This window comes from Marinobacter sp. NFXS9, from assembly GCF_040148665.1.
Classification (GTDB): Bacteria; Pseudomonadota; Gammaproteobacteria; order Pseudomonadales; family Oleiphilaceae; genus Marinobacter_A; species Marinobacter_A mangrovi.
On sequence record NZ_JAGDDW010000004.1, the window covers coordinates 292601 to 319258 of the forward strand.

General features: G+C 61.6%; 22 protein-coding genes. 12 read left to right on the forward strand and 10 right to left on the reverse strand.

The window, feature by feature from the left end; translation table 11 throughout:
• Positions 1 to 25 precede the first annotated feature (25 nt).
• The 6 genes from J3364_RS09220 to J3364_RS09245 all read right to left on the reverse strand — a co-directional run bounded on the left by J3364_RS09220 (position 26) and on the right by J3364_RS09245 (position 7641).
• Positions 26 to 2101, reverse strand: coding sequence for a chemotaxis protein CheA (locus tag J3364_RS09220; RefSeq protein WP_349558073.1), 2076 nt, complete (start codon positions 2099 to 2101; stop codon positions 26 to 28).
• A gap of 19 nt (positions 2102 to 2120) precedes the next feature.
• Positions 2121 to 2429: an STAS domain-containing protein gene (locus tag J3364_RS09225; RefSeq protein WP_349558074.1), complete on the reverse strand. Its 309-nt coding sequence runs from the start codon at positions 2427 to 2429 to the stop codon at positions 2121 to 2123.
• Between the two features lie 10 nt (positions 2430 to 2439).
• Complete coding sequence (locus tag J3364_RS09230; protein WP_349558075.1) at positions 2440 to 2805, reverse strand: response regulator; 366 nt, start codon at positions 2803 to 2805, stop codon at positions 2440 to 2442.
• 27 nt (positions 2806 to 2832) lie between these two features.
• The gene (locus J3364_RS09235; protein WP_349558076.1) at positions 2833 to 3939 is read right to left on the reverse strand and encodes a methyl-accepting chemotaxis protein; all 1107 of its coding nucleotides are present in this window, start codon (positions 3937 to 3939) and stop codon (positions 2833 to 2835) included.
• A 98-nt stretch (positions 3940 to 4037) separates the two neighbouring features.
• The gene (locus tag J3364_RS09240; protein ID WP_349558077.1) at positions 4038 to 6860 is read right to left on the reverse strand and encodes a putative bifunctional diguanylate cyclase/phosphodiesterase; all 2823 of its coding nucleotides are present in this window, start codon (positions 6858 to 6860) and stop codon (positions 4038 to 4040) included.
• Positions 6861 to 6975: 115 nt separating this feature from the next.
• Positions 6976 to 7641, reverse strand: coding sequence for a response regulator (locus tag J3364_RS09245; protein ID WP_349558078.1), 666 nt, complete (start codon positions 7639 to 7641; stop codon positions 6976 to 6978).
• 365 nt (positions 7642 to 8006) lie between these two features.
• Between J3364_RS09245 and J3364_RS09250 the strand changes: the two genes are divergently transcribed.
• From J3364_RS09250 to J3364_RS09280, 7 genes are all read left to right on the forward strand, one after another.
• On the forward strand, positions 8007 to 8969 hold the full coding sequence (locus J3364_RS09250; RefSeq protein ID WP_349558079.1) for a radical SAM protein: 963 nt from the start codon (positions 8007 to 8009) through the stop codon (positions 8967 to 8969).
• A gap of 58 nt (positions 8970 to 9027) precedes the next feature.
• Positions 9028 to 10434, forward strand: a complete 1407-nt coding sequence (locus J3364_RS09255; protein WP_349558080.1) for a sodium:solute symporter family transporter — start codon at positions 9028 to 9030, stop codon at positions 10432 to 10434.
• A 1-nt stretch (position 10435) separates the two neighbouring features.
• Positions 10436 to 11392 carry a hypothetical protein gene (locus J3364_RS09260; protein WP_349558081.1) on the forward strand — a complete coding sequence of 319 codons (957 nt, stop codon included), beginning with the start codon at positions 10436 to 10438 and terminating at the stop codon, positions 11390 to 11392.
• Between the two features lie 253 nt (positions 11393 to 11645).
• Positions 11646 to 12167, forward strand: a complete 522-nt coding sequence (ectA, locus tag J3364_RS09265; protein ID WP_349558082.1) for a diaminobutyrate acetyltransferase — start codon at positions 11646 to 11648, stop codon at positions 12165 to 12167.
• 135 nt (positions 12168 to 12302) lie between these two features.
• Positions 12303 to 13571: a diaminobutyrate--2-oxoglutarate transaminase gene (gene ectB / locus J3364_RS09270; RefSeq protein WP_349558083.1), complete on the forward strand. Its 1269-nt coding sequence runs from the start codon at positions 12303 to 12305 to the stop codon at positions 13569 to 13571.
• 159 nt (positions 13572 to 13730) lie between these two features.
• Complete coding sequence (locus tag J3364_RS09275; protein WP_349558084.1) at positions 13731 to 15179, forward strand: aspartate kinase; 1449 nt, start codon at positions 13731 to 13733, stop codon at positions 15177 to 15179.
• A gap of 248 nt (positions 15180 to 15427) precedes the next feature.
• Positions 15428 to 16495 carry a sigma-70 family RNA polymerase sigma factor gene (locus tag J3364_RS09280; RefSeq protein WP_349558085.1) on the forward strand — a complete coding sequence of 356 codons (1068 nt, stop codon included), beginning with the start codon at positions 15428 to 15430 and terminating at the stop codon, positions 16493 to 16495.
• Positions 16496 to 16498: 3 nt separating this feature from the next.
• On the opposite strand, the gene J3364_RS09285 is transcribed toward J3364_RS09280, so the two are convergent.
• The 4 genes from J3364_RS09285 to pdxH all read right to left on the reverse strand — a co-directional run bounded on the left by J3364_RS09285 (position 16499) and on the right by pdxH (position 18628).
• A complete protein-coding gene (locus tag J3364_RS09285; protein ID WP_349558086.1) occupies positions 16499 to 16960 on the reverse strand; it encodes a DUF3429 domain-containing protein in 462 nt (153 codons plus the stop codon).
• On the reverse strand, positions 16957 to 17259 hold the full coding sequence (locus J3364_RS09290) for a DUF6482 family protein (RefSeq protein WP_349558087.1): 303 nt from the start codon (positions 17257 to 17259) through the stop codon (positions 16957 to 16959). Before J3364_RS09290 ends, J3364_RS09285 begins: the two co-directional genes overlap by 4 nt.
• A gap of 87 nt (positions 17260 to 17346) precedes the next feature.
• On the reverse strand, positions 17347 to 17964 hold the full coding sequence (locus J3364_RS09295) for a DNA-3-methyladenine glycosylase I (protein ID WP_349558088.1): 618 nt from the start codon (positions 17962 to 17964) through the stop codon (positions 17347 to 17349).
• Between the two features lie 28 nt (positions 17965 to 17992).
• Positions 17993 to 18628 (reverse strand): pyridoxamine 5'-phosphate oxidase, encoded by a 636-nt coding sequence (gene pdxH / locus J3364_RS09300; RefSeq protein WP_349558089.1) that lies wholly within the window; start codon positions 18626 to 18628, stop codon positions 17993 to 17995.
• A gap of 560 nt (positions 18629 to 19188) precedes the next feature.
• Between pdxH and proV the strand changes: the two genes are divergently transcribed.
• The 5 genes from proV (at position 19189) to yfbR (ending at position 26321) form a co-directional block, all read left to right on the forward strand.
• The gene (gene proV, locus J3364_RS09305; protein ID WP_349558090.1) at positions 19189 to 20391 is read left to right on the forward strand and encodes a glycine betaine/L-proline ABC transporter ATP-binding protein ProV; all 1203 of its coding nucleotides are present in this window, start codon (positions 19189 to 19191) and stop codon (positions 20389 to 20391) included.
• Entirely contained in the window at positions 20381 to 21511 is a 1131-nt protein-coding gene (gene proW, locus J3364_RS09310; protein WP_349558091.1) for a glycine betaine/L-proline ABC transporter permease ProW, read from the forward strand. The genes proV and proW overlap by 11 nt, the downstream gene beginning before the upstream one ends.
• 35 nt (positions 21512 to 21546) lie before the next feature.
• On the forward strand, positions 21547 to 22536 hold the full coding sequence (proX, locus tag J3364_RS09315) for a glycine betaine/L-proline ABC transporter substrate-binding protein ProX (RefSeq protein ID WP_349558092.1): 990 nt from the start codon (positions 21547 to 21549) through the stop codon (positions 22534 to 22536).
• A gap of 245 nt (positions 22537 to 22781) precedes the next feature.
• Entirely contained in the window at positions 22782 to 25724 is a 2943-nt protein-coding gene (locus J3364_RS09320) for a DUF748 domain-containing protein (RefSeq protein WP_349558093.1), read from the forward strand.
• Positions 25725 to 26321: a 5'-deoxynucleotidase gene (gene yfbR, locus J3364_RS09325; RefSeq protein ID WP_349558094.1), complete on the forward strand. Its 597-nt coding sequence runs from the start codon at positions 25725 to 25727 to the stop codon at positions 26319 to 26321.
• Positions 26322 to 26658: the final 337 nt, after the last annotated feature.

Sequence of the window (26658 nt, forward strand, 5' to 3'; positions counted from 1 at the left end):
TTTGTTCTCCTTAAAATACTGATATCTATTGGTAAGTGATGGTTTCCAGTGCATGCACTGACTTCAGCAATCCTGGAATATCCAGGGTCAGGGCCACCTGGCCCGACCCGAGAATGGTCCCGCCCGCCACATCCGGCAGATGCTGGAACAGCGGCCCCAATGGCTTGATCACGGTCTGGATCTCGCCATGGAGTTCGTCGACCAACAGGGCGGCCCGCTCCTGCCCCTGATCGACCACCACCAGACTGCGCCGGCCCCGGTGGGTATCCGGCAGGTCGAAGTGTCGATGCAGGGCAATGAACGGCAGGGGCTTCTCTCGAAGCTCGAGGAAGCCATCCCGCCGCGTGGCGTCCAGATAGGCCGGCGCTTCAACGCACTCGGTCACCCAGTCGGTGGGAATCACGAAGAACTGGCCCGCCGCACTCACCAGGAAGCCGTCGATGATGGCCAGGGTCAGTGGCAGCCGGATCTTCATGCAGCAGCCGGCACCGGGTCGGTTGTCGATGTCGATAGAGCCGCGCAGGGCTTCGATGTCCTGACGCACCGAATCCATGCCCACGCCGCGTCCGGACAGATTGGACACGCTGCCCGCCGTGGACAGGCCCGGATGGAAAATCAGCCGTTCCAGATCGGCTTCCGCCAGATCCTCGTCCGCCTCGATCAGGCCATTGTCGACGGCCTTGCGGCGCACTTTGGCGATGTCGATGCCGCGCCCGTCGTCGCGAATCTCGATGACGATCATGCCGGACTCGTGGAACGCGTTGAGGATGATGCGCCCTTCCGCGGGCTTGCCAGCCGCCAGGCGTTCGTCCGGGCTTTCGATGCCATGATCCATGGCATTGCGCACCAGGTGCACCAGCGGATCATACAGACGGTCCACCAGCGACTTGTCCAGCTCGGTGTCGGCGCCCTGGATCTCCAGGTGGATCTGTTTTTCCAGGGCGTCGGCGGTCTCGCGCACGACCCGATGAAAACGGCTGAAGATCTCGCCCATCTCCACCATCCGCAGCTGCAGGGCCGACTCCCGGATGTGTTCGACGTGCATGTGCAGGTCTTCGAGGATCCCGTTCAGCGCCGGATCCTGCATCTCGACGGCCCGCATCTGGGCGCCGGCCGCCGTGATGACGAGTTCACCGACCTGGTTGATCAGGGTGTCCAGTTTGTCTGCCGAAATCCGCAGCAAGGCGTTTTTCTGCGTGCGTCGGGCATCCACTTTGGCTCCCACGCGATCTGCAGAAGCCTGCCGGGTTTCGGTCTGTTCCAGAGCACGCCGCCCGTCGTCGAGATGTATACCGGCCTGAGCCAGAAAGGCCTCAACGGTGTGTCGCGAATCCGGCACCACATCCAGAAGTGCGGCATAATCCGCGGGCCGGGCATCGGGGGGCAGGATGCGGATCTGGGCCACTTCCCAGATGAAATCGAAGGCCTCCTCAACCTGATCCAGGGTCGCCTCCGCATCCAGGCGCACTTCGAGCCCCAGGTAACAGGCCTCAGGATCGAAAGCGCTTTCTTCCGTCGGCAGCAGGTCATCGATCAGGCACAGATCTGCCACCCGCCCCAATTGGCCGAGGTAGCGGATGAAGGAGGCCGGATCGAAACCGTTGGCAAACAGGTCTTCCGGGAAACGCAGGGAAATATGCCAGACGCCCTGTTGCGAGGCTTCAGACTTCGGCTCATCGGCCACCGCCATCGCCTCGTCATTGGCAAGCTGAAACGCATTAAGAGCCGCGGTGAGTTCCTGCCCCCGTACCGGGTTCGGATCGGCGCTGTTGTCCGACCCGACCACCTCGATCATGGCACCGGTGTGGTCACAGCACCGCAACGCCAGGGCCACGAGCTCCTCGGTGACCGGAACCTGCCCGTCCCGGGCCAGCATCAGCACGTTCTCGTAGTCATGGACGAACGCGGCCACCATATCCAGCCCGAGCAAACCGGCGGAGCCCTTGATGGTGTGCACCGCCCGGAACAGCTCATTGATGGCCTCACTGGAAGCAGGGTCCGCCTGCAGCTGCGCCAGGGATTCCTCACAGCGTGCCAGGAGTTCGGCGCTTTCGGCCAGGAACCCGTCAAGCAGCTGTTGCCACTGTTCGTTGTTCAACATGACGTCTGTCTCCCGGCCCTCAGGCCGTCGGATGAGTAAATTGGAGTGCCTCGCGGCCGCGCATCAGTGTGAGGAAGTCATCGACCGCCCCGGACACGGCCAGCACCTGCCCACCCAGTTCCCGTTGCGCCAGGCAGCGACTGAAGAAAATCAGCCACTGCAGGCCGGCGGTGTCGATCTCTTCCACGTTGGAAAGGTCGATGCTCACGCGGCCGGTAGCCGGCAGATCGGCCAGCGCCTGCTCATGAACCTGACGAATGTCGTAAATTGTCAGGCTGGCTTCCGGCTGCCACACCCGGTGGTCAGCTGCTGCGTTCAGAGCACTCATGGAGTTCACCTCAGAGAGTCAGTTTCTGCACGGCCGCCAGCAGTTGCGCGGGCTGGAACGGCTTGACCATCCACGCCTTGGCACCGGCCGCCTGGCCTTCGGCCTTCTTGGCCTGTTCGCTTTCGGTGGTCAGCATCAGCACCGGCGTAAACCGGTGTGCACTGTCCTGCTTGAGGTTGCGCAGCAGGCTGATGCCGTCCATGCGCGGCATGTTGACATCGCTGATCACCAGGTTGACCCGGTTGCCCTGGAGCTTCTGCAGAGCGTCCTGGCCATCGAAAGCCTCTTGGACCTCGTAACCGGCTTCTCGAAGGGTCATGCGCACCAGTTGGCGCATGGATGAGGAGTCGTCGACGATAAAAATTTTCTTGCTCATGGTGTTCTCCGCTCAATTCAGTGCGTTCTAGAAAAAGGTCAGGGCATCAGTGGCCGCATGGGTTTGCCCAGCCTGGCGATGGCGTTCTTCGTCGGTGGTGAAGCTGGCGCGAAAGCGGCACAGCCACTCGCTGACGTCCGGGGTTGATTCCGGGTTGTCCAGATTCTCGCTGAAGCGCTCCAGGTCGCTCTGCACGTGATCCAGGATCTGCTCCATCCGGTCCTGGAACTGCAGGCTCATGGTGATGCCCTCCACAACGCCCCGGACATCGACCGCGCCCTGCTCCAGCCGGTCAGCCACCGCCGTCAGATCTCCCACGGCTATTTCGAAGCGCTGGAACACGGTGTCGGTGGTCTCGGTCAGGAGCGCCACGTTGTGGTCGTCGCTTTCAGTCATGCGCGAGGCGGCATCACCGGTGCGACTCATCGCACCGGTGATGGCCTGGGCCTTTTCGGCCATCTGGGCGCCGGCCTCCCCGGACGATTGGGACAGGCTGCGCACCTCATCGGCCACCACGGCAAAGCCACGCCCCACGTCACCGGCCCGGGCCGCCTCAATGGCGGCATTCAGAGCCAGCAGATTGGTCTGGTCGGCAATCTTGCGCACCGAGTTGGTCATCTGCTGCAGCTCGCCGGTGAAGCTTTCCAGTTCGGTCACGGAGTCGGCCAGCGATTCCTTGTGCACCTGCCCGTTGCGAAACGCCTCGCCAATGTCCTGCAGGCGGTGACGGGTTTCCTGTAGCAAGGCACCGACGGAGTCATCCTGCTGGTTGTTGGTGATACGCCGGGCGTCGTCCAGGTTGTGGTCGATCAGCTGAATCAGGTCATCAAACTGGGTCACCAGCGCGCCGATGTGCTCGGAGGCCATCTGCCGGACGGTCTGTACGCTTTGGGCCCAGGCCGGCACCAGCTCTGCCACCAGCGGGCGCAACGGGTCCCGCTGGGGCGCCTCGTCCACCTCATCCACCGGCTCCGCTCCCGGCTCGACGGCCGGCGCCGCAGATTTGAAAGCCGCAACACAAAGAAGGGCGAAGATCACGGCGCTGAGCGCCAGGGGTAGCCAGGCCGAGGCCATCACAAGGGGCACGCACAGCAGCAGTTGCAGAGTCAGACTGATGAGAAGAATGGGGCGCATATCCAGATCCCGTTGATGGCGTTGGAACATGGATCTATTTTGCGGTTGGCAAAAAAAAGGGGAATCAGGCGATTCCCCAAACGGTCTACTCCGATTCCCTAGGAGGCTGAAAACACACTTTCAGCAACCGGTTGACGCAAGTGGTTTACAAAATCGGCGATCGGCATCGGTGTTGCCAGCAGATAGCCCTGGACGCGATCACAACCCAGCTTCTGCAATTGCTCCAGTTGTTCCCGTGTTTCCACGCCTTCGGCCACGGTAATCATATCCAGGCCGTGGGCCATGCCCACCACGCTCTGAATAATGCGCTGGTTGGCCACATTCCGGTCGCAGTCCCGAATGAAAGAACGGTCGATCTTCAGGACATCGGGAGCAAAGTGGCGCAGATAGCTGAGGCTGGAGTAGCCCGTTCCGAAATCATCGATCGCCAGCCGGATGCCCGCTTTACGAACCCGCTCGAGCAAAGCCCGGGCGTGCTCCAGATCGACCATCAGCGACGACTCGGTCAGCTCCAGCTCGATGCACTGGGGTGGCAGGCCGTTGGCTTGCACAATGGCCAACAGTTTCTGATCAAAGTCCGGCTCCAGCAGGGAACGGGGGGAGATGTTGACCGCAAAGAACTGATCCAGTGCCAATCCCTGGTTGCGCCAATCGGCGATCTGGCCACAGAGAGTATTGAGAAGCCACCACGTCACCGGAACAATGTCGCCACTTTTCTCAAGCTGGGGGATAAACTCGCTGGCCGGAATCAGGCCCTCCCGGGGATGACGCCAACGGAGCAGGGTTTCGGCACCGCGCATGACAAGATCTCCGGTGCCGTATTTGGGCTGGAAGTAGAGTTCAAATTCCTCCCCCTGCAGGGCGTTATGCAAGGCCATCTGGCGCCGGAGCTGCCGACGATCGGGCAGATTAACAACCCTCTCGCTGCAGAACTCGATGCCGCCGCAGCGAAGCTTCTTGCCCCGTGTCATCGCAATATCGGCAGCCTTCAACAGTGACCCCGGGTCATCGCCGTCGTGGGGATAGCAGGCCACGCCCAGGGTCGCGCCCAGAGTGATGGATTCACCATCAACGACGATGGGTATGGCCAGGCTATTGCGGATACCGACCAGTCGATTACGGATCGCGTCCTGGCCCTGCATCCTGGGCATCAGGAAGGCGAATTCATCACCGCCGACGCGGGCGAGGTAGGCCTGCCCATCCGTCGCCTTCAGAAGTCGGGTACTTAACTTACGCAGGTACTCGTCACCCACACTGTGTCCGAGCGAATCATTCACCGATTTGAACCGGTCAAGGCCCATGATGGCGACGGCCAGTTGCCCCTCGCCCTGAGCTCCCGACAAAGTCGCCGCCAGCGTCTCGGAGAAAGCGAGGCGATTGGGCAGACCAGTGGTCGCATCCAGGTGTGTGGCGCGGACCAGTTTATCTTCCGTCTCGCGCTGTTCGGTCACATCGGTGGCAATACCGATTCGTCGAACCACCTGGCCCTTCTCGTTGGCAAGCGAGACAAACCGCGCCTGGAGACGACGATGCTGGCCATCACCGTCGAGGATGCCGAACTCCATGTCCGAACTCCCGGGCACTTTTGACGCTCGCTCAATCTGGCGCTGGACCCGCTCGCGATCTTCCGGTGCGACTGAGGTAATCCAGTCACGCGGATTGTCCAGAAGCGCCTCCCGGCAGCGGCCCGAAATCGCCTCATACGCCTTACTGACAAAGGTGCAGCGATCGCTGGCGACGTCCAGTGAGTAGAAAACAACCGGCAGGTGCTCTTCCAGGGCATTGAATACAACTTCCCGCTCCCGGACCTCGTCACGCAACTGGCGCTCAGAATCGATATCCACCAGTCGTCCGACCAGGTAGGTGTCGTCGTCCCTATTGGGGGCCACTTCGGCGCTGAGCCGGAACCAGCGTTCACCCCCCTGCAGCGTCGTCAGACGAAGTTCCAGGGCCAGAGGCGCCCGGTTAATGAGGCAGCGTCCCAGCTCACGTCGGAGGCGGCGGCAGTCGTCGATGTGGGCCAGGGTGGGGAACCAGTGATCGAACGACTGCTCCTGCCCCAGGTCGCTGCCAAACAGACGAACAAAGCTGAGCGAAGGAACAAATTGCCCGGTATCCGTATACCACTCGAACCAGGCTTCTACCGGGAGAGTGTCGCGCGCGAGGGATGAATTCCCACTCAACATTTGGCGCGACGGCATTGTGATATGCGTCAACATGCGGAAGCGGCGCCCGGCCATGCGCACCGGCCGTGCGATGATCTTGCAATCCAGCGGCTGTTTCTGGCGGATCAGCCTGACCTTCATGGCCACGCGCCCTTTTTCTCCGTGCAACTGCTGCTTCAGCCGGCGATCGAGGTCGGGCTCGTCGGAGAGGGAAGCGAGCAGGTCAAAGTAATCGGTGCCGGGCCCGCAGGGGGCCACATTGACATCTCGCATAATGAGACGCCACGCCCGGTTACCGTGGACGACACGACCCGCAGCATCAATCAGGCAGACCGCTACGTCCACGCCATCCAGCAGTTCATCAGCGATGCGACTATCCGCGCCGGCCTCAGCCGGCTGCTCGACTCGTGCCAGAAAGCGAATGGTTCCCACCAACGCCGGACCGGCTGCTCCATTACACGGCGACGGGACGGCAGAAACGAGAGCACGCTCGACCGGTTTGAGCTGACGTAGCGAGACCAGGAGTTCAAACCCCTCACCCTCCTGCATGGTATGCAACAGAGCCCGGGTGAGGTTCAACTGGTCGCTGGCATCAAACAATTGCATCATTTGGCCGATCCGGACCCGCTTGGCACCGTCGGCACTCTCGTCGAGTTTGGCTGGCAGTCCCTCCGGGAACAATACGTAGCCCGTGGTCGGGTCGTATTCCCAGGGGACCGTCGTCAGGGTTTCAAAGGCGTGTTCTGCAGGCGTCATGGGCCGCGCTTCCATCAGTCAGTCGTGGGGTATGACTCATGGTAATTCGCGAGACCGGTTTTGCTATTGGGGGGTTCCCGATGCCGCCTGGGGATTTTCCCCAGGCTGGCTCTATTCAGACATCGTCCAGGGAAATAAGACCGTTACGGATCGCGTAGCGCACCAATCCCGCGATGTCCCGGATGGACAGCCGTTCCATTATCTGCGCCCGGTGCGACTCCACCGTTTTGGCGCTGAGGCCCAGATCCCAAGCAATTTCCTTGGTGGCACGTCCCAGCGCTATCAAGCGCAGAATTTCATTCTGACGACCGGTCAGCGGGGAGGGTTCTGGCGCGTCCAGCTCACCAATCGCGGCGCCGACCACGCTTTCAGAAATCCCCGGGCTGACATAGAGCTGTTGATTACAGACCGAATCCAGCGCGAAATGCAGCTCCTTAGCCGCAGAGTCTTTCAGCAAGTATCCGTTGGCGCCGAGACGAAAGGCGTTGATGACATAATTGGGTTCCCGGTGCATGGACAACATGATCACGGGGGTTGGGTTCTGCTGTTCACGCAACGTCCTCAAGGCATCGAGGCCGGTCACCTTGTGCATGGAAATATCCATCAATACCACATCCGGCTCAGCCTGCCCGACAATCTCCGGCACAGCGCCCCCGTCTTCGCCCTCGGCGATGACCCTGAAGTCCGGTATGGCTTCGATCATGAGCTTCAGACCTTCTCGGACCAGGTCGTGATCGTCAAAAAGAACAACCCGTCGTTCGTTACAGGATGCATATGTCATTCGCTGGCACTCCGTGCTTGCCGTACTATCTTGACCCGCTGCCGAGACATGCAAACTCTTCGTCTCGTCCGGCGCGCTATCCCGACAGCCTCATTTGCAGACAGCAATGCCTATGGCCTGACACCATAACATTCGACAAATGAAATATATTTCCACTTAAGTCGGTAAAAGCTACATGCCGAAATATAAGGCGGCAACCCATTTCACATTTCTTTGCGCCTAATCGATATGCGTCCACTTGCGGTCGTCAAACGTAGTGGAACAGACAGTCATAAAATCGTTATAACTCTGTGACACCCCCCTTTCAGGAATGGTTCATAGTAAACAGCATAGAAGCCAACCGCAGCTCACGCGATGGAGACACCATGACAGTAAATGCCGGCACCGCTCAACGTATTCCCGCCACCGAGCTGGTTTCGTCCCGGTATGCGGAGAGCTGGACCCACACCCGGAACGGCGATCCGCGCGGCTACATCGACGCGGACCAATTGACCGAGCTGTGGATCCACACCGGCACGGCCTGCAACCTGGCCTGCCCGTTCTGCCTGGAGGGTTCTCATCCCGGCGACGGCCGCATTCCCGGCATGACCCTGGACGACGTTCGCCCGTTCATCCACGAGGCGATGGACATGGGCGTCGAGCAGTTTTCCTTTACCGGCGGTGAGCCGTTTGTCATTCGCGACTTCGTCAACATCCTGAATTACGCCAGCCAGTACCGCCCCTGTTTCGTGCTGACCAACGCCACCGATCCACTGCTCAAACGCGCCCATCAACTGTTGCCCTTGCGCGACAATCCTTATCCGATCCGTTTCCGCGTCAGCCTGGACTTCCCGGATCGCGCCCGGCACGACGTGGACCGGGGCGAGGGCAGTTTCGACAAGGCGCTGGAAGGCATCCGCTGGCTGCATGAAAAAGGCTTTGCGGTGTCCATTGCCCGCCAGTCCGACGCCAACGAAGACCCTGAGCAGGTGGAAGCGGCCTTCCGTGCCATTTTCCGCGACGCCGGCATTCCCGAGGATCTCGCCTTCACGGCGTTTCCGGATTTCGGCACACCGGGCGCCGAAGACGGCAGCCCCGAAATCACCGAAACCTGCATGGAGAAATACCCGACCCGGGAAAGCCGGTCCCACTTTATGTGCACCTACACGCGGATGCTGGTGAAGAAGGGCGACCAGGTCCGGGTCTATGCCTGCACGCTGGTGGATGACGACCCGGACTATGACCTGGGCGGCAGCCTGCGGGAAAGCATGGACACGCGCATCATGCTGCGTCATCACCGCTGTTTTGCCTGCTACCGTTTCGGCGCCAGCTGCAGCGCCCCGGCCTGATCCTAACCGGGCGACACTCGGGCCCGATGAACAACCATTAAAAAGGAACCTGTCACCCATGTCGTTTGCTGAAGCGGGCCTGTTCTGGGGCTTCCTGGTGGTCTACGGGATCATCATGTACGCGCTGTCTCCGCGCAGCCGGAATGCCGCCTCCTTCTATAAGGGAGCGGACGATCGGGGCAACCCCGTGAGTCAGTGGTCACTGACCGCCAGCATCTTTATCAGCTGGATTTTCGCCAAGTCGGTGACGAATGCCGCCAACCTGGGGGCGGCCTACGGCGTGGTCGGCGGGCTGGCGTACGCCACCTACTGGCTGTCCATACCGGTGGCCGGCTACATCATCTACCTGATCCGCACCCAGACCGGCGCCCGCAGCCTGCAGGAATTCCTGACCTCGCGCTTCGGGCGTCTGGCCGCGGTCAGCTTTGCCGCCGCCATCCTGATCCGTCTTTATAACGAAGTGTGGAGCAACACCGCCGTGGTCGGCGGTTACTTTGGCCTGCCCGGCGATACCGCCTACTACGCCGCCGCCATGCTGTTCACCGCCTTCACCCTGGCCTACAGCCTCAAGGGCGGCCTGCGCAGCTCCATCTTTACCGATGTGATCCAGGCGATCCTGTTCGTGTTCTTCGTCGCGGCGGTGCTGTTCCTGATCGTTCCCGCCAACGATACGGGCACCCTGCTGACCACCGGCGAATTCAAACTCGATGCCGGCGCCGATCTGTTGCTGGTGGCCGGCCTGCAGATTTTCAGCTATCCGTTCCACGATCCGGTGCTGACCGACCGCGGCTTCGTGAACAAGGAAAAGACCATGCTGAAGAGCTTTGTCGTTGCTGGTCTGCTGGGGTTTGTGGCGGTCTTTGTCTTCAGCCTGGTGGGCGTTCATGCCCAGCTGCACGGTATTGCCGCCAACGGTAACGCCCCCGCCGCGGTGGGCGCTGCAGCCGGTCTGACCGCCCTGTTCTTTATGAGTGTGGTGATGATGACGTCCGCCGGCTCGACCCTGGACTCCACCTTTACGTCGTTGTCCAAGTCCATTGCCGTAGATTTGCCACAGTTGGTGAAGCGTTCCGCCGACCGGCTTCCCAACATGCGCGTGGGCGCGGTGGTCATGGTGGCCTTTGCGATTCTCGGCAACCTGCCGATGTTTGCCGGCACCGACATCCTCAAGGCGACCACCATCTCCGGCACCATGGTGATGGGCCTGGCACCGGTGTTCCTGTTCTATGGCTTCACCCGCTGGTCGCCCTGGAGTTTCCACCTCAGTTTCTGGACCGGCATCGCGCTGGGTCTTGGGCTCGCCCTGGGGCTGATTCCGGAGAGCTGGTCCATCGGCAACGGCAAGTACGCGGCGCTGCTGGGGGTGAACGCCTGGGGCATCCTGATCTGCACCGCCGGGTTCTTCCTGCCGATCCTGATGCAACGGCTGCTGGGCCGCACGCCGGTCTCCAGCGGAGCGTCATGACATGGCGGAGGCGCCCGGCCGGAGTTGCCCGATCCATTACCGGTATCGGCCCGAGCAATTGTGTGCCGATCCGCAGCCGGTCGATGCGGATGTGCTTTATGTGATTGGCGGGCTCTACGGCAATCCGGAGGCGCTGGACACCATCGAGCGAATGGCCGCCAAGGAACAGGTGGCCGGTTACCGGGTACGACTGGTGTTCAACGGCGACTTCAACTGGTTCAACGCCGACCCCGAGACGTTTGCCCGCCTGAACGAGCGTGTCCTGAATCACGACGTGATCCTCGGCAACGTGGAGTACGAGCTGGCGCATCCCAGCCCGGAGGCGGGTTGCGGTTGCGCCTATCCGGACTTTGTCGACCAGGACGTCGTGGAACGCTCCAACCGCATCATGGCGCGCCTGCAATCCGTAGCGGCCCGCTTTCCCGACCTGCAAACCCGGTTCGCGGCGGCACCCCGCTGGCGCTGCTATGAGATGGCCGGTCAGATCCTGCTGATTCTGCACGGCGACCCGGAATCCCTGGCCGGCTGGGGACTGGCCCACGAAAACCTCGCGCGCCCGGCTCACGGTGCCCGGGTTGCGGACTGGTTCAGACTCACCGGCGCCGACGTCTTCGCCGGTACCCACACCTGCCTGCCCGCACTGTGGCAACGGTCGGTTGAGGGCGGTGAAACCCGCACGGTCATCAATAACGGCGCGGCCGGCATGGGCAACCTGCAACAGGATACACGCGGCCTGGTCACGCGCATCGCGCCCGCCAATCTCACACCGACGACCCAACCGATAGCACAAGTCAAGCAGGCCTCTTTGACGCTCTCCCTGCTGCCAGTGGCCTTTCCCCTCGATCCATGGATGCGACGATTTTCGACCTGGTGGCCCGAGGGCACCGACGCAAATCTGTCATATGGCCGGCGTATTCTTTCAGGCACGGCGCTGGGCCCCGAACAGATCAATCTTTAGCCGGCCAAATCCTTGCCAGCATTGGGATTACGCCCGTTTTCCGGTTGCAACTGTCGCTATTGGCAACCCATCCTGGTTTGATTTTTCTTTCGAGGTCTATATAATTACAACTCTAAAGATTAGCGCCGAGCCGCCATTATTTGTTATATTTCAGCGGCTTGCAGGCTAACGAAAGGCCCTTGCGCGGCAACAACCGGCGTTTAAGCCCTTTCGAATGAATTTAACTCTAAATGACTGAGTGCCCAACACCGTTATGACCACTGAAGGTTCGAATACAACCGCCATCACCCTTCGCACCCCGAGCAAGGATGATGGCTTCCGGCTCCACCAACTGGTGGCAGAGTGTCCGCCGCTGGATCCGAATTCGATTTACTGCAACCTGCTGCAATGCAGCCACTTCGCCGAAACCGGCGTCGCTGCCGAAAAGGATGGCGATCTGGTTGGCTTTATCTCCGGCTATATTCCCCCTCAGCAGCCTGAGACCGTCTTTGTCTGGCAGGTCGCCGTCCATAAAAAGGGACGCGGCCAGGGTCTGGCAAAGCGGATGCTCAAGGCCATCGTGAGCCGGGATGCGTGCAAGAACGTATCTCATCTCGAGACCACGATCACCGCAGACAACGACGCGTCCTGGGCGCTGTTCCGCTCGTTCGCCCGTGATCTCGGTGCTGAGCTCACCTATACCGAGCATTTTGAGAAGGAGGCCCACTTTGGCGGCCATCACGACTCAGAATTCCTGCTCCGTATCGGCCCCTTCACCCAGCCTGTAAACGGCTAGGAAGCGCGCCGAACGCCTCCGGCAGGCTGAGCCTGTCGGGGCGGTATTTCCCCGCAGCGCCGTGCCCCTGGGCGACCGAGCACACGTGAACGGCGCTGCATCCACCTCGAACCTGACATGCTAAGAGGCAAGACAATGGAACTTTTCAAGACGACCGAATCCGAAGTCCGCGTTTATTCACGTGCCTTCCCGGTGATTTTCAACCGGGCCAAGAACGCACACCTGTACACCGAAGACGGCAAGGCCTATCTGGACTTCCTGGCCGGTGCGGGCTCGCTGAACTATGGTCACAACAACGACATCCTGAAGAAGGCCCTGTTGGAGTACATTGAGAACGACGGCGTCAGCCAGGGTCTCGATATGTTCACCACGGCCAAGCACGACTTCATGGAAGCGTACAAGCAGTACATCCTTGAGCCGCGCGGCCTGGACTACAAAATGCAGTTCACCGGCCCGACCGGCACCAACTGTGTCGAAGCGGCGCTGAAGCTGGCGCGTAAGGTGAAGGGTCGTGACACCATCATCTCCTTCACCAACGGCTTCCACGGCGTGTCCCTGGGCGCGGTTGCGGCCACCGGTAACAAGCACCACCGCGGCGGTGCCGGCGTTCCGCTGGGCGGCGTGAACTTCATGCCGTACGACGGCTACCTGGGCGACGACGTTGATACCATCGCCGTGATGGACAAGATGCTGAGCGATGGCTCTTCCGGTATCGAACTGCCGGCCGCGGTGATTGTCGAAGCCGTTCAGGGCGAAGGCGGTCTGAATGCCGCAAGCGCCGAGTGGCTGCAGAAGCTCGAGAAGCTGTGCCGCAAGCACGACATCCTGCTGATCATCGACGATATCCAGGCGGGTAACGGTCGTACCGGCGAGTTCTTCAGCTTTGAATTCGCAGGCATCAAGCCGGACATCGTGACGGTGTCCAAGTCCCTGAGTGCCTACGGTCTGCCGATGGCCCTGGTGCTGTTCAAGCGCGAACTGGACGTGTGGACCTCCGGTGAGCACAACGGGACGTTCCGCGGCAATAACATGGCCTTCGCCACCGCCAAGGCGGCGTTGGAGACCTACTGGAAAGACAACAGCTTCGCCGATGAGGTGAAGAAGAAAGCCGGCATTCTGAACGCTGGCCTGAAAGCGATCGCCGACGAATTCAAGGGCGAGTTCAAGCTCAAGGGCCGTGGCATGATGCAGGGTATCGCCTGTCGTGACGGCGACCTGGCCGGCAAGATTTCGGCCCGCGCCTTCAAGAAAGACCTGATTATCGAAACCGCAGGTCCCGACGACGAAGTCGTCAAGTGCCTGATGCCGCTGACCATCAGTGAGGAAGACCTGCAAAAAGGTCTGTCCCTGTTGAAGGAAAGCGTGGAAGAGATCATGAAGGAAGACATGAGCGAAGCCTCCTGATCCAGGCAGTGCAGGAAGCCGAGAGGGAAGGCAAACGCGTGTAGGCGCGCTTTGTCATCCCTCGGGAGGGCCGTCTCCGGCCGGGACGCCGTCAGGCGCGACGGCCCTCCCGCTTTAACACTCCCGGCGCCCATTCAGAAGCGACCGAAGATCAGAATCATGACTAGCCAACAGCACACTGTAGAAAAAATCGGCGGTACGTCCATGAGCGACTACCAAGCCGTACGTGACAACATCATTGTCGGTGATCGCAGCGCCGACGACCTCTACCAGCGCATCTTTGTGGTCTCTGCCTACGGCGGTGTGACCGATGAGCTGCTGGAGCACAAGAAAACCGGTGAGCCGGGCGTGTACGCCCTGTTTGCCGACGCCGAATCCGACTGGGCCTGGGGCGACGACCTCAGCAAGCTGACCCAGTTCCTGACCGACTTCAACGGCGAACTGTTCGATGATCCGATGCTCAAGCAGCAGGCCGACCAGTTCATCGTGGACCGCATCGAAGGCGTCCGCGGCTGCCTGATCGACCTCCAGCGCCTGTGCTCCTATGGCCAGTTCCAGCTGGAAGAGCACTTGCTGACCGTTCGCGAAATGCTGGCCGGTATCGGCGAGGCGCACAGCGCCTTTAACACGGCATTGAAGCTGCAGGCCGAAGGCATCAACGCCCGTTTTGTCGACCTGACCGGCTGGCGCGACAACGAACTGCTGCCGCTGGACGAAAAGCTGAAGCAGGCGTTCGACAACGTCGACCTGACCCGCGAGCTGCCCATCTGCACCGGCTACGCCCAGTGCGAGGAAGGCCTCATGCGGACCTTCGACCGCGGCTACAGCGAGATGACCTTCAGCCGCATTGCGGTCATCACCGAATCCGCCGAAGCGGTGATCCACAAGGAATATCACCTCAGTTCCGCCGATCCCAAGATCGTCGGCGAGGACAAGGTCGTGCCGATCGGCCGCACCAATTACGACGTGGCCGACCAGCTGGCCAACCTGGGGATGGAAGCGATTCACCCCCGGGCCGGTAAGGGCCTGCGTCAGAACGACATCCCGCTGCGGGTGAAGAACACCTTCGAGCCGGAGCACACCGGGACGCTGATCACCCGTGACTACATCAGCGAGAAGCCGCAGGTGGAAATCATCGCCGGCCGCAAGGGCGTGTTCGCCATCGAGGTGTTCGACCAGGACATGCAGGGCGATCCGGGTTCCGACCGCCGCATCCTGGACGTGCTGAGCCGCTTCAAGGTGCGCTGTGTCACCAAGGACACCAACGCCAATACGATCACGCACTACGTGGACAGTACCCTCAAACACGTCAAGCGTGTGGTTCGCGCCCTGCAGGATGAATTCCCCAACGCGGAAATCGCCACCCGCAAGCTCGCGGTGGTTTCAGCCATCGGCAGCGACATGCAGGTGCCGGGCATCCTGGCCAAGACCGTGACCGCCCTGGCGGAAGAGGAAATCAGCATCGTCGCGCTGCACCAGTGCATGCGTCAGGTGGATATGCAGTTCATCATCGACGAGGACCATTACGAGAAGGCGATCGCCAAGTTGCACGCCACCCTCATCGAGCCGCATAACCACGAATACGCCATCGTTGCAGCGGTCGGCTGAACGGCCCCGGGACCCGACAACGGTCCCGCTCTGGGCTGACAGAATTATCGGGGCCGGGAACGGTCGCCCTGGCTCCGGTAATGGAGGATGTCTTGCCTCCTGATCGGGCCGCCTGAACTGCGAATTTCGGGCGGTTCCGATCACCTTTTGCGACCGCGTCCATCCCGCCGCTTCCTGTCTCTTCGGTTCAATCCGCCGGCTCACGATCGTCGTACATACGGGTACATTCCAACCGGAACCCTCAGGCAATGCGAGATACCCGTTGGCCCGACCGCCCCGTATCGGCGGAACACACTGACGACCTGGACTTCGCGGAACAACCGGCCCGCGCCCCCGAGGCACTGCCGGCGTCCGACAGCGGCGGTGACAGTCTGTCGCTGATTTCCCATTATTTCCGCGATGCCGCCCATCATTCCCTGCTGGGGGAACGCGCCGAGCGCCGGCTGAGCGCCCGACTCAACCGGGCCTTGCGCGTCCTGGAAAACCATCGTCAGCTGCCTCCCGGAACGCCACGCACCTTACGTGATGTGCTGGATGGCCACAGCGAAGCAGATTTCAGCTCCCCCCACGCGCGTCGGGCGGTGCGTCTGGCGCTGGCTTGCCGACGCACCCTGATCGAAAGCAACCTGCGCCTGGCAGTACACCTGGCCAGACGCCATGCCAACCGCGGAATACCGCTGACGGACCTGATCCAGGACGGCAACATCGGCCTGATCAAGGCGGTGGAACGCTTCGCCCCGGACAAAGGCTTCCGCTTCTCCACCTACGCCTACTGGTGGATCAGTGAGGAGATCCGGCGCAGCCTCAAACGCGGGCGTCGCATCGTGCGCACGCCGGAACAGGTGGTGGATGAGATCCGCGCCCTGCAGGCCGCCACCCACAAGCTGCAACAGGCCTCCGGTCAGGCACCGTCGGCCCGGGAGCTGGCCAGCCACCTGGATACCACGCCGGAGCGGGTCGAGGAATTGCGCGGGCTGTCCGTGCCGGAGGTGTCCACGGAGACGCCGCTCAGTGACAGCGAGGATATCCGCCTGGGCGACGCACTGGCATCGGAAGCCCATCACACCCAGCCGGATCTGGCGCTGGTGCCTCGCGATCAACAACGTCTGATGGATGATATCCTGGCCAACCTGACCGACCGGGAGCGGGACATCCTGTGCCGCCGCTTTGGCCTGGGGCGGCCCGAGCCGGAAACGCTGCAAAGCATCTCCGAGCATCTGGGCATCAGCCGCGAGCGGGTTCGTCAGATCGAAAAGGGTGCACTGGCCAAGCTGCGGTCCCAGTACGCCAATCTGGCCAGCCTGGCTGGCAACTGACGCTTAGGCGCTGACCGTCGGCGCCGCCAGCAGCCATACGGCAGCCAGGATCTGGCACAGGCACGCCACCAGGGTGAGCACCATGCGCAGCCGACGGTACCATCCCGGCCAGTACAGGCGCATCCAGCGCACATCCACGATGTAGAGGATCAGGTAGGCCAGGGGATAGACCACGGTCTGTGCCGCCAGTGGCAGCAACAAAGCCAGACCGGCGGTGAGGAAGAACAGCTGGCTGATCACCAGCGTCCAGATGGGGGACAGGGGAAAACAGCGCTGCTCCAGCTGCAGGGCGATCGGCCAGTAGACGCCGGCCATGAACGCCAATACGCCGGCGCTGTAGATGTAGAACAGTTTCACACACAATGCTTCAGCAGCCGGCCAGAGGATGATCGCCAGTGCCCCGAAGATGAACGGCACCAGACCGGCAAGTCCGATGGCGGTGGCCAGTCGAGCAACCGCAATCATGAGCGGCGGTCCTGCACGCGAATGCGCATTGGCTCAGCGGGCGCGTCCAGCCCGACCATCTCGTCGTAGGCGGAGGCATGAACGACTTCCGTGCGCTTCACATTGAACGAGCCCAGCAGATCCTGCGCCTGCCAGGCACTCTTTAGAAGACGCGTCTTGCCCTGGTCGTCGGACAGCACCTGCATACCGTCTTCCAGATGCAGTCTCGCCATGTAGAACTGACCTTCGAGGGATAACAGCTCAAGCAGATCGATCTGCGGGTTGCCCCGCTGCCTGAGTTCTTCCAGCGTAATACGCACGTTTATACCCTCCAACGGGCCAGACAAGCTGCACCCGGCGTTGCGTGTAAAACCTGCGAAGACATACGCCGGACCGGAGGGATAGGATCAGACGGCCGACGAATCCGATTGGGGAAATGACGCGTCGCCGCCCAGTTCGGCACAGACCGGATGCTGGGGACAGTGCCAGAGATGGTCATTCACCATGCCCACGGCCTGCATGAACGCGTAGACGATGGTGGGCCCGACGAACGTGAACCCGCGTTTCTTGAGGGCCTTGGAAAGCGCCTCGGCTTCCGGCGTCGTGGCCGGCACGTCGGCCAGCTCGCGCCAGGCCCCCTGAATGGGCCGATAGTCCACGAACGACCAGAGGAACTCGGAAAACGACTGGCCCTGCTCGGGAAACGCCAAAAAGGCCCGGGCGTTCTTGACGATGGACTGCACCTTGAGCCGGTTGCGGACAATGCCGGGATCCTGCAGCAGCTCGGCAATGCGGGCGTCGTCGTAGCGGGCGATCTTCTCCGGGTCGAAGTCGTCGAACGCCGCCTCGTAGTTGCCCTGCTTGCGCAGGATGGTGATCCAGCTCAGACCGGCCTGCTGACCATCGAGGCAAAGCTTGGCGAACAGCTCCCGATCATCGGAGACCGGCCGCCCCCACACGTTATCGTGATAATCGACGTAGAGCGGATCCGTGCCACACCAGCCACAGCGGTTGTCTGCGTCCATACCGACTCCTTTCCAACAATTGTCCTGGCTACGGTTGCAGCCGCTGAATGCGCCAATGGCCGTCGTCACGCACGTATTCGAAGCGGTCATGCAGTCGGCTGGGCCGGCCCTGCCAGAATTCAAACCGATCAGGGACCAGACGGTAGCCACCCCAGAACGACGGCAACGGCACCTCACCATTCTGGAAGCGCTGCTTCATCTCTGCGACCTTCTGCTCCAGCAGCCCGCGGGAGGTGATGGCCTGGCTCTGTTCGGACACCCACGCACCGACCTGGCTGCCCCGTGGCCGGGATGAAAAATAGCGCAGGGACTCGGTCTTGCTGACCTTCTCCACCGTGCCCTGGATGATCACCTGCCGATTCAGGGCCAGCCAGGGGAATAACATGGCCGCGCGGGGATTCTCGGCCAGTTCGTGAGCCTTGCGGCTCCCGTAATTGGTGTAGAACACAAAGCCGGCGCCGTCGAAATACTTCAGCAACACGGTCCGCAAGCCGGGCTGCCCGTTGGCACCAACGGTGCTCAATGACAGTGCATTGGGCTCCAGCACGCCCGCTTCCCGGGCATGGTTGAACCAGGTTTCAAACTGGCGCACCGGATCCGCATCCAGTTGATCACGATCGAGCCCCTCGGACTCGAAATCCCGGCGCATGTCACTGATATCCATAATGTCGTCCCATCACGACCTGTCTCGCCCAGGCCTGTTACCCATACATTCGATCGCCGCACCACCGGCGGATGCAGGCGGCTGTCGTCCACCTGAAACATACGCGCTGACGGCCACCGCCGGTTCACGCCCCACCACGCCGCGATTGGCTGGCATGGCCGTTGCTCCTTTCCGGACCAGGATGCATCCAAGGCCCAGCGCGACCGGAAACGGCCCTTCAACCCCGAACGACACCCGGCGATGCGTTGCGGGCCCTCATGATACGGCGATGTGTGGCCTGATGGTATGTCGCGATCGTCGCATCAGCCTGCCACCCGACTTGATCCAGGTCATTATTTAGATGCCAAAGGTTTTTCGGGGCCGGATAATGGAGCGGGAATTGCCTAATCTGTTATGTATGTCGAACCGACGCACCGTTCTAGCCTTTGATTTTAGGCTTTGGTAGCGTGCAGAACAGTTTTGCCAGGGAAGGAAGACGCGTGTATGAGTGGGATTTCAAATTTTTACTATACTGAATAAATCATGGGGTAGAAGGCCGCGAGCCTCGCAGGACCACCTGAATGAAACCAAAAGTTGTTATCAAACACCTCTTCAAGGTCTTCGGGGATAACCCGGAAGAGGCAATGGCCCTGGTCAGACAGGGCGTTGGCAAGGCCGACATCTTCAAACAAACGGGTATGACCCTCGGCGTCATGGATGCCTCCTTCGAGATCTACGAAGGGGAGATCTTCGTCATCATGGGGCTTTCCGGTTCCGGCAAATCCACCCTGGTACGTCTGCTTAATCGCCTGATCGAGCCCACCGACGGTGAGGTCTGGGTCGGCGACCAGAATATTTCGTCTCTCTCGGAAACCGAGCTCAACGAACTGCGCCGCAAGAAGATGAGCATGGTGTTCCAGTCCTTCGCCCTCATGCCCCACATGAACGTGATCGACAACGCCGCGTTTGGCCTGGAGTTGTCCGGCGTACCGCGCGACGAGCGCCACAAGCGGGCCCGGGCGGCCCTGGCGCAGGTCGGTCTCGAGGCCAACGCCCGCAGCTATCCCGACGAACTATCCGGCGGCATGCAGCAGCGCGTGGGCCTCGCCCGGGCGCTGGCCAATGATCCCGAGATCATGCTGATGGACGAGGCCTTCTCCGCGCTGGATCCCCTGATCCGGACCGAAATGCAGGACGAACTCGTCAAGCTGCAGAAGGACTCCAAGCGCACGGTCATCTTCATCTCCCACGACCTGGACGAAGCCATGCGCATCGGCGATCGCATCGCCATCATGGAAGGCGGTCGCGTGGTCCAGGTCGGCACACCTGACGAGATTCTCAAGAACCCGGCAGACGATTACGTACGCTCCTTCTTCCGGGGCGTCGACGTGTCCACCGTGCTCTCTGCCAAGGACGTGGCCACCAAGAAACAGGTCACCGTCATCGAGCGCGAAGGGGCCGGCATTCCGGCCGCCGTGCAGCGTCTGCGCCACAACGAGCGTGACTTCGGCTACGTGGTCAGCCCGGACCAGGTGTATCACGGCGTGGTGTCGCTGGATTCCCTCCAGGCGGCGGAAAAAAACGGTCAGCGGGTGAGCGATGCCCTGCTGCCCGACATTGACCCGATCAACGCCTCCACCCCCCTGACCGACGTCATCGGACCGGTGGCCGAAGCCCCCTGTGGCCTGGCGGTCGTCGACGAGAACGGTCACTACCTGGGTGTCATTTCAAAAGCAGCGTTGCTGCAGGCTCTGGATCGGGAGGGCGAATCACATGGCGGATAACAACACCACACAGACAGGCGATACCGCTCCCAAGGACGCGGGCGGCTCCAACCCCTGGGCCGACGCGACCCAACAACAGGGCTCCGGCGGCGATGCCAGCAATCCCTGGGGCGCGGCCAGTGGCGGCGCGGATGCCGGCGGCGATGGCGGTGCCAGCTGGCTGAACGGCGCCGACCAGGTGGACGTGGTCCACAACACCCTGGCCCATCCGTTCCAGACCGAATGGTTCGACATCCAGGGTGGCGTCGAACACGGCATCGACTGGATCGTCGACAACTTCCGGGTGTTCTTCCAGCTGGTGAAACAGCCGGTGGATCTGGCCCTGGGCTTCTTCGATGCGACGCTGCTCAGCGTGCCACCGGTGGTCATGATCATCCTGTTCGGTCTGGTGGCCTGGCAGTTGGCCGGCATCCGGCTGGCCATTGCCGCGATGGTCGGCATGACCGCCATGGGCGCCATCGGGGCCTGGCACGAGGCCATGACCACGCTGTCGCTGGTGATCACCTCCGTGCTGTTCTGCATGATCATCGGGATCCCGTCCGGCATCTGGATGGCCAAGAGCGACACCGTATCCCGCGTCATTCGCCCGATTCTCGACGCCATGCAGACCACCCCGGCCTTCGTCTACCTGGTGCCCATCGTCATGCTGTTCGGCATCGGTAACGTGCCGGGCGTCATCGTCACCATCATCTTCGCCGTGGCGCCGGTGATCCGGCTGACCAACCTGGGGATACGGCAGGTGCCTTCAGACCTGGTGGAAGCGTCCCGTTCGTTCGGCGCCAATTCCCGTCAGCTGCTGTTCAAGGTCCAGCTGCCGCTGGCCATGCCCACGATCATGGCCGGCGTGAACCAGACCCTGATGCTGGCCCTGTCGATGGTCGTCATCGCCTCGATGATTGCTGTTCCGGGCCTGGGGCTGATGGTCCTGCGGGGCATCGGCCGGCTGGATATCGGCCTGGCCACCGTCGGCGGCATCGGCATTGTCATCATGGCCATTATCCTGGATCGCATGACCCAGGCACTGGGCCAGGACTCCCGGAACCGGGGGACCCGTCACTGGTACGAATCCGGCCCCGTGGGGCTGATCTACTCACTGGTAAAAAAGAAGAAAGAAGCCTGAACAAGGCTTTAAACCCGAAGCAGGAGGAGAATTAAATGACTCTCAAGCAAGCACTGACAGGCGCGCTGTTGGCCGGCGGTGTTGTTCTGGCCGCACAGGCTGAGGACATGCCCGGCAAGGGCGTGACCGTCCAGGCCGTCCAGAGCCCGATCGCCGAGGAAACCTTCCAGACCATGCTGGTTGATGAAGCCCTGCGTGACCTGGGCTACGACGTCAAGGACATCCAGGAAGTCGACTACAGCGCCGGCTACACCTCCATCGCCAACGGTGATGCCACATTCATGGCGGTCAACTGGTATCCGCTGCACAACACCATGTACAAGAACGCCGGCGGTGACGATGCCTTCTACCGCAAAGGGCAGTACATCGAAGGCGCGGCACAGGGCTACCTGATCGACAAGAAAACCGCCGAAAAGTACGGCATCGACAACATTGCCGACTTCAAGGACCCCAAGATCGCCAAACTGTTTGACACCGACGGTGACGGCAAGGCCGATCTCACTGGCTGCCAGGCCGGCTGGGGCTGCGAAGGTGTGATCGAGCACCAGCTCGATGCGTTCGATCTGCGCGACACGGTCACCCACAAGCAGGGCCAGTACGCGGCCATCATTTCCGACACGATCACCCGTTACAACAACGGCGACCCGATCTTCTACTACACCTGGACGCCGTACTGGGTCTCCGGTGTGCTGGTTCCGGGCAAGGACGTGGTCTGGCTGGAAGTGCCCTTCTCATCCAACCCGAACGGCACCGACACCGAACTGCCCAACGGCAAGAACTACGGTTTCGAGATCAACAGCGAGCGGATCGTGGCCAACAAGGCCTGGGCCGAGGAAAATCCGGCGGCCGCCAAGCTGTTTGAAATCATGAAGGTCTCGGTCAACGACGTGAGTGCCGAAAACATGAAGATCCGTGACGGCGAAGATTCGCCGGAAGCGATCATGGGACACACCAAAGCCTGGATCAAGGCTCACCAGGACACCTACAACGGCTGGCTGGAACAGGCCCGCGCCGCGGCGAAGTAAACGCCTACCCCGGGGTGCCTGCGGGCACCCCGTTTTCCTTTCCCCATCCCTTTGTGTCCATGGCGTTAAACGACCCAAACAGCCAATCCGGACACGCCACCATCGAAGCAATGACAGCCACCTTGCCATCGGACTATGCTTCTATACTCGACATATCCCATTGTTTTGGTGACGTCCGGGTCTTGCCTGCATCCTGATGAGACACCGACAATATCTGTGCCCCCGCAATAACAAGGAGAGAGTTCGTGGCCGACCCCAAGGCGCGCAAGCCCATCTACAAGATGGTCTCGTTCTGGCTGATCCTGCTGCTGGTCCTGTACACGCTGGCCGGCTTCATCGGATTGCCCTGGTGGCTGCAGCGTCAGGTGCCGGCACAGCTCAAGACCCAACTGGGCTGGGAGGGCTCGGTGACCGACGTCGACTTCAACCCGTTCACCATGACGCTGGATGTCGAGGGGCTGGACGCCAAGGATGCGGATGGGGAACCGGTCGTGTCGGCCAAACAGCTGCACGTGGATCTGACGGTCTGGCGGCTGATCACCGGTACCATTGCCTTCGAATCCATCCGGCTGGACTCACCTTTCGTTCGCGTTGATCTGCTCAAGGACTATGGCGTCAACCTGGTGCGGGACTGGACCCACAACCACCCCGCGAAGGACGAGCCACCCGAGGAACAAAGCGCCTCCAGCGAACCACCGCACCTCTACTTCAATGAGATTCAGCTCAATGACGGCAACGTCCGCTTCCGCGACTACAGCCAGGGCGAACCGGAAACCTTCGACATCCAGCCGCTGAACGTCACCCTCAACGACCTGGCCACGTTCAGCGACGACGGCACCCCCAGCGACTACACCCTGTCGGCCGCCATCGGTGAGCAACAGATCGACTGGGACGGCAACATCGGTCTGATGCCTTTCCACTCCAACGGCCACATCCGGCTGAGCGACATCAGCCACACCACGCTGGTGCACTTCGCCTCACCGTATGCCCCCTACGTGGTCAACCAGGGCACCCTGTCGCTGGATACCGACTACGCCATTTCCAGCGCCGGCGAATTTGCGCTGGTCACACAGAATGGCGAACTGCGAATCGACAACCTCAGTGCCGGCCTGCCGGACGCCGATGCGCCATTCGCCACCCTGGCCGCGCTGGTGGTCAAGGGCATCACGTTCAATCTCGGGGAACGCTCTCTCGCCATCGGCTCGGTCGACCTGGATCAACTGAAAGGCGGTGTCAGTCGCGACAAGGATGGCCTGATCAATGTCATCAAGCCGTTCACCGGCCAGCCGGAAGAGGAAAAGAGCGATCAGGCGGATTCCGGTGGCGACAACGGCGGCACCGGCTTCAACTGGCGCATCGATACCGTGCGCCTGGCGGACAGCGAGGTCCACTGGCAGGACGCGGTGCCGGAGACGCCGGCCGACATTACCGCCAGCGGCATCAACGCCGAAATGGGGCCTATCAGCCAGGCACTGGATGAGCCGGTCCCCTACGACCTGAACCTGCGTACGGGCGAGGCGGGCAAGATTGCGGCCAAAGGGCAGGTAACGCTCGCACCATTCACCCTGGAATCCACCCTGTCGCTGGATGGCATTGCCCTGGCCCCGTTCCAGCCCTATGTCCAGCAAAGCGCCGATGTGGCCTTCGCCGGCGGCACGCTGAACGTCGAGGGGGAACTGGATCTGGACGACCAGACGCCCGCCCTGACCGGCACCTTCAACGGCAACGGCCAGGTGAAGGACCTGAAACTCACCCGCGCCGGCCAGTCCGATTCGATCCTCAGTTGGTCCTCGTTGCGCCTCAACCCGGTGGAACTGAACCTGAACCCCGGCCGGCTGGAAATCGGCACCATCACCCTGACCGATCCGGATGCCCATATCGTGCGGGCCGCAGATGGCTCGACCAACCTCTCGGGTCTCATCAAAGGCAGTGACACGGCCGGACAGGACACCGCCGAAGAGCCCGCCAAGGAAGACAAGGGGGACAAGCCGGACTTCGTGTTCCGGGTGACCCAGGTCGAGTTGGAGAACGGCCAGTTCGACCTCGCGGATCGCACCGTCAAACCGGTCTTCACCACTGGCATGCGCAAAGTCAACGGCATGATCGAAGGCCTGAGCAACGTACCGCCACAGCAGGGCAGCGTGCGCATGAGCGGCGAACTGGGCCAGCGGGGGCATGTCAAAATGAACGGCTCCATCGGCACCCTGGGGCAGGAAGACACCACCCATCTGGAGCTCAACCTCGACAACATGGCCATGGCCGAACTCTCGCCCTATTTCGGCCGTTACCTGGGCTACGCGGTGGACAGCGGCAAGCTGCGGATGGACCTGAAATACGACATCACCGGTCCCCAGATCAAGGCAGACAACCGGATCGTGCTGGACCAGCTGACCCTGGGCCAGTCGGTCCAGAGCGACGACGCGGTGAACGTCCCGGTGAAGCTGGGGCTGACCCTGCTGCGCGACACCGATGGCGTGATCGATGTGGACCTGCCCATTTCGGGCAACCTGGATGATCCTGAATTCCGCGTTGGCCAGGTGGTGCTGCGGGCCTTCATCAACCTGCTGGCCAAGGCGGCCACGTCACCGTTCAACATGCTGGGTTCAGTGGCGGAGCTGGCCGGCTTCTCCGGGGAAGAACTGGGGCAGGTGGCCTTCGTGCCCGGCACCACCACCCTGGCGCCGGGTGAAGACAAGAAGCTGAAGCTGCTGGCGGATGCCATGGCCGACAAGCCGCAGCTGTTGCTGAACGTCCGTGGCGCGGTCGCGCCGGACATCGACGGCCTCGCCCTGAAAGCCGAACGGCTCAATGCCCAACTGGATCTCACCGCGGACGTCGACCGCAAGCAGCGGGTCCGCGCCCTGGAGAGTCAGGTGGTCAACCAGCAGGGCGAGGCGGCCCTCAAGAAGCTGCAGGCCGACAACAAACAGACCGGGGACGACCGGCTCAACAGCGCCGAGTGGGTCACGACCCTGGTCCGCGCCCTGACCAAAGACGTGCAGCTGCCACCGGAGGCGCTGAACCGACTGGCCCAGCAGCGCGGCGCGATCCTGCAGAAGCAGCTGTCGGACCAGTACGATATTCCCGACGATCAACTGTTCCTGCTGGCGCCGTCCGAGGACGCCAAAACCGAGATGGGTGAAGACGCGATTCGCGTGATTGTGCCCTTCGCCATGGATGCCCGATAGATGAGTCGCCGCCTGAGCCATTTCTTCGCCTACATCGCCCGCCTGCGCTGGATCAAGCGCTGGGGGCTGATGCGCAACGCCATCGAGGAAAACGTGGCGACCCACTCATGGGAAGTCGCCACCATCGCCCACGCGCTGGCGCTGATCCGCAACCGTCACTTTGGCGGCGCGGTTGATGCGGACCACATCGCCGCGGCGGCCCTCTACCACGACGCCACCGAAGTGATCACCGGCGATATGCCGACGCCGGTCAAATACCACTCCAGCGTCATGCGCGAGGCGTTCAGCGAGATCGAGCACAAGGCCGAGGATGAACTGCTCGATCTGCTCCCCGAAAGCTTGCAGGCGGACTTTGCCACCTACATCAAGGAATCCCGCTGGGATGACGATGTGAAAGTCCTGGTGAAAGCGGCCGATCGGCTGTCCGCCTGGCTCAAGTGCCAGGCCGAGATCCAGGCCGGCAACAAGGAGTTCGAGCCGGCGGCGGTGCAGATCCTGGAGCGGCTCAAGACCGAACATCTGCCGGAAGTACAGTACTTTCTGGAGGTGTTTGCGCCCAGCTACAGCCAGCCGCTGGATCATTTGTTGGGGGATTAACTCGGGCGAGGGCGTGCCGACTGGTAGGTTGGGCTGACGCAGGAAGCCCAACAATAGGCGGGTACCGGACGTTCCCGTTATCGTGGGCAGGCCTTGGAGTATGGGTTCTTGAAAACCGGCCTGGCGAATTAAGATCGGGCGCAATCCCGGTTTGTTGGGCTTCCTGCGTCAGCCCAACCTACGGTGATCAAGCGAGCCGCCAAATGTAGCTGATGGGATGGTCCCCTCCCACTCTTCGGCATCGATGTGCCATGGTTGATCGTGCGAACAATTCAACGAGAGCCATAAGGAGGGGGCCAATGACAGTGTCAGTAATTGGGCTCGATATTGCAAAACG